The sequence below is a fragment of the Kitasatospora sp. NPDC057198 genome, from assembly GCF_042670125.1.
In the GTDB taxonomy this organism is placed as follows: domain Bacteria; phylum Actinomycetota; class Actinomycetes; order Streptomycetales; family Streptomycetaceae; genus Kitasatospora.
This window is the reverse complement of record NZ_JBHUWH010000553.1, coordinates 1-2,792: the sequence shown is the minus strand read 5'-3', so window position 1 is coordinate 2,792 and position 2,792 is coordinate 1. Positions and strand designations below refer to the sequence as shown.

General features: G+C 76.8%; 2 protein-coding genes and 2 pseudogenes. 2 read left to right on the top strand and 2 right to left on the bottom strand.

The genetic code is table 11. The annotated features are described in order from the left end of the window. Positions 1 to 41: 41 nt before the first annotated feature. Positions 42 to 563: pseudogene (locus ACFUEL_RS35305) on the bottom strand (ATP-binding cassette domain-containing protein); the annotation flags it as partial. A gap of 133 nt (positions 564 to 696) precedes the next feature. On the opposite strand from ACFUEL_RS35305, the gene ACFUEL_RS35300 reads away from it, so the two are divergent. Together ACFUEL_RS35300 and ACFUEL_RS35295 are read left to right on the top strand one after the other, a co-directional pair. Then, on the top strand, positions 697 to 1,929 hold the full coding sequence (locus ACFUEL_RS35300; RefSeq protein ID WP_380241606.1) for a sensor histidine kinase: 1,233 nt from the start codon (positions 697 to 699) through the stop codon (positions 1,927 to 1,929). After that, the gene (locus ACFUEL_RS35295) at positions 1,926 to 2,582 is read left to right on the top strand and encodes a response regulator (protein ID WP_380241604.1); all 657 of its coding nucleotides are present in this window, start codon (positions 1,926 to 1,928) and stop codon (positions 2,580 to 2,582) included. The genes ACFUEL_RS35300 and ACFUEL_RS35295 overlap by 4 nt, the downstream gene beginning before the upstream one ends. On the opposite strand, the pseudogene ACFUEL_RS35290 reads toward ACFUEL_RS35295, so the two are convergent. Next, a pseudogene (locus ACFUEL_RS35290) lies at positions 2,549 to 2,792 on the bottom strand (hypothetical protein); the annotation flags it as partial. The gene ACFUEL_RS35295 and the pseudogene ACFUEL_RS35290 overlap by 34 nt on opposite strands.

Here is a 2,792-nt window from a genome sequence, read left to right as displayed (position 1 = left end):
CTAATCATCTGACATTAGAAAATCACGCAGCGTCCCACGGCGGCCAGCCGCCGGAACGTGCCGCGCACCCACCGGACGCCCTCCGGGTCCAGCCCGTTGACCGGCTCGTCGAACATCAGCACCGGCGGGTCGCCCAGCAGCGCGGTCGCGATGCCGAGCCGCTGCCGCATGCCGAGCGAGAACCCGCCGGCCCGGCGGTGCGCGACCGCGGCCAGGCCGACCTCCTCCAGCACCTGCGCCACCCGGCGGCGGGGCAGCCCGTTGCTGCGGGCGAGGGCGGACAGGTGGGCGGCGGCGCTGCGGCCCGGGTGCACGTCGCCTGCGTCGAGCAGCGCGCCGACGTGGTGCAGTCCGGCGCTGCGCCGGTCGAACGGGCGCCCGTCGACGGTGGCGGTGCCGGAGCTGGGCCGGTTCAGGCCGAGGATCATCCGCAGCGTGGTGCTCTTGCCCGCGCCGTTCGGTCCGAGGAAGCCCGTCACCTCGCCGGGCGGCACGGTGAAGCTCAGGTCGTTGACGGCGAGGGTGTCACCGTAGCGCTTGGTCAGTCCGTTGACTTCGATCACCCGGCCAACGGTGCCCGGACGGGGTGCGGCGCGGCATCGGCCCGGTGGCACGGATCCGCGGGCGGGCATCCGCCTTCGGGTATACGCCCCGGGTCGGATGCCCGGCGGACGGCGCTCCGCCTACGATCGGCGGATGCCGGAGAGCACGACCTTCCCCCTCCCGCCGTGGCGGCGGGTGCCGCGGGGCGCCCGGACCGCGCTGGTCTGGTGCGCGACGGCCGCGGTCGCTCTGCTGCTGTACGGCACGGCGTCCGGCGGCACGGTGGCGCTGGTCGGGCAGGACCCGCCGGGCCCGGGCCGGGCGGTGGCGGCCGCGGCGACGGCGGTGCCGCTGCGCTGGGCCTGGCACCGACCGGGTCCGGTGCTGGCGGCGCTGCTGGTCGGGACCGCCGGGTACCCGTGGCTGGGGCTGCGGACCGGGCAGGTCTGGCCGCTGGTACTGGCGGTGGGCCTGCTGGTGGGCCGGATCGCGGCCACCGGTGCGCGCCGCGCGGGCCTGGTGGCCGGGGCGGTAGCGCTGGCCGTCCTGGAGGGCGCCCTGCAGACGGACCTCTTCCGGCAGGGCGGCTGGGGGCGGGTGCTGGCACCGGGTTTCCTCGGGGTGACGGCGTTCGTCGCGCTGGCCGTCCCGTTCGCCTGGCTGGCCGGGCGGTTCGTCCGCCAGCGCGAGGAGTACCGGCGGGAACTGCTGGTGCAGGCCGAGTCGCGGGCGGTGACGGCCGAACGGCTGCGGATCGGACGGGAGTTGCACGACATGGTGGCGCACGGCATCGGGGTGGTCGCGATCCAGGCCGGGGCGGGCGCCCGGGTCATCGACGGCTCGCCGGAGCGGGCCCGCGAGGCGCTGCTCGCGATCGAGGCCACCAGCCGGGAGACCCTGCGCGGGCTGCGGCAGTTGCTCGGGCTGCTCCGCGAACCACAGGCCGGAGCGGGGGCGGAAGCGGAGCCGTCACCCGGCGCCGGACTGGCGGACCTCGAGCGGCTGGTCGCGACGACGGCGCGGGCCGGGGTCCGGGTGGAGGTGCGGGTGTCCGGGGAGCGGCGGCCGCTGCCGCCGGCCGTCGACCGGTCGGCCTTCCGGATCGTCCAGGAGTCGGTGGCCAACGTGGTGCGGCACGCGGGCACCGACCGCTGCGAGGTGACCGTCGACTTCCGGCCCGGGGAGCTGCGGCTGACCGTCCGCGACGACGGCCCCGGCTCCGCCGCCCCGGTGGCCGGGTCCGGCTACGGGATCCGGGGCATGCGCGAACGGGTCGCCCTGCTCGGCGGCCGGCTGGACGCGGGCCCGCTCCCGGCGGGCGGCTTCCGGGTCACCGCGCACCTGCCTCTCACCGCCGGCTCGCCCGTTCCCGCGGAGGCCCGGTGACCGTCCGGGTGGTGCTGGCCGACGACCAGCCGCTGGTGCGCGCCGGGCTGCGGATGGTGATGGACGACGCCCCGGACATCGAGGTGGTCGGGGAGGCCGGCACCGGGGCGCAGGCGGTCCTGCTCTGCCGGGAGCGGCGCCCGGACGTGGTGGTGATGGACCTCCGGATGCCCGGCATGGACGGCATCGAGGCCACCCGGATGATCACGGCGGAGCTCCCGGCGGTCCGGGTCGTCGTGCTGACCACCTTCGACGAGGACGCCGACGTCTACGGCGCGTTGCGGGCCGGGGCGAGCGGCTTCCTGGTGAAGGACAGCGCCCTGGAGGAGATCCTGACGGCCGTCCGGGTGGCCGCCGCCGGTGACGCGCCGGTCACCCCGAGCATCGTCCGCCGGCTGATCGGGGAGTTCGCCGCCCGTCCCGAACCTGCCGGTGAGGCAACCGAGTTGGCCGGGATCACGGCCCGGGAGCGCGAGGTGCTGGCGCTGGTCGGGCGCGGCCTGACGAACGGCGAACTCGCGGAGCGCCTGCACATCACCCCCGGCACCGCGAAGGCGCACGTGGCCAGCCTGCGCTCCAAGCTGGGCGCCCGCGACCGCGTCCGGCTGGTGGTGATCGCCTACGAGACGGGGCTGGTCCCGCCGCCGCGCTGACCGGCCGGCCGGCGGGCCTCGGCCAGGACCTCCGCGTCCAGGTCTGCGGCCGTCCGGTCGCTCCGGTAGTGGAGCAGGTCGTACTCGTCGTCCAGCTCGGCGGGCGGCAGCTCGTACCCGAACCGCAGGTGGACGCGGAACGCGAGCTCCCGGGGCGTCAGTTCGCCTGTCAGGGTGCGGCCCGCGAGGGCCCGCAGGGCGCGCTCCCGG

Excerpts from the sequence above, each read along its gene's own strand:
- ACFUEL_RS35300 (WP_380241606.1), top strand. The coding sequence starts at position 697 with ATGCCGGAGAGCACGACCTTCCCCCTCCCGCCGTGGCGGCGGGTGCCG.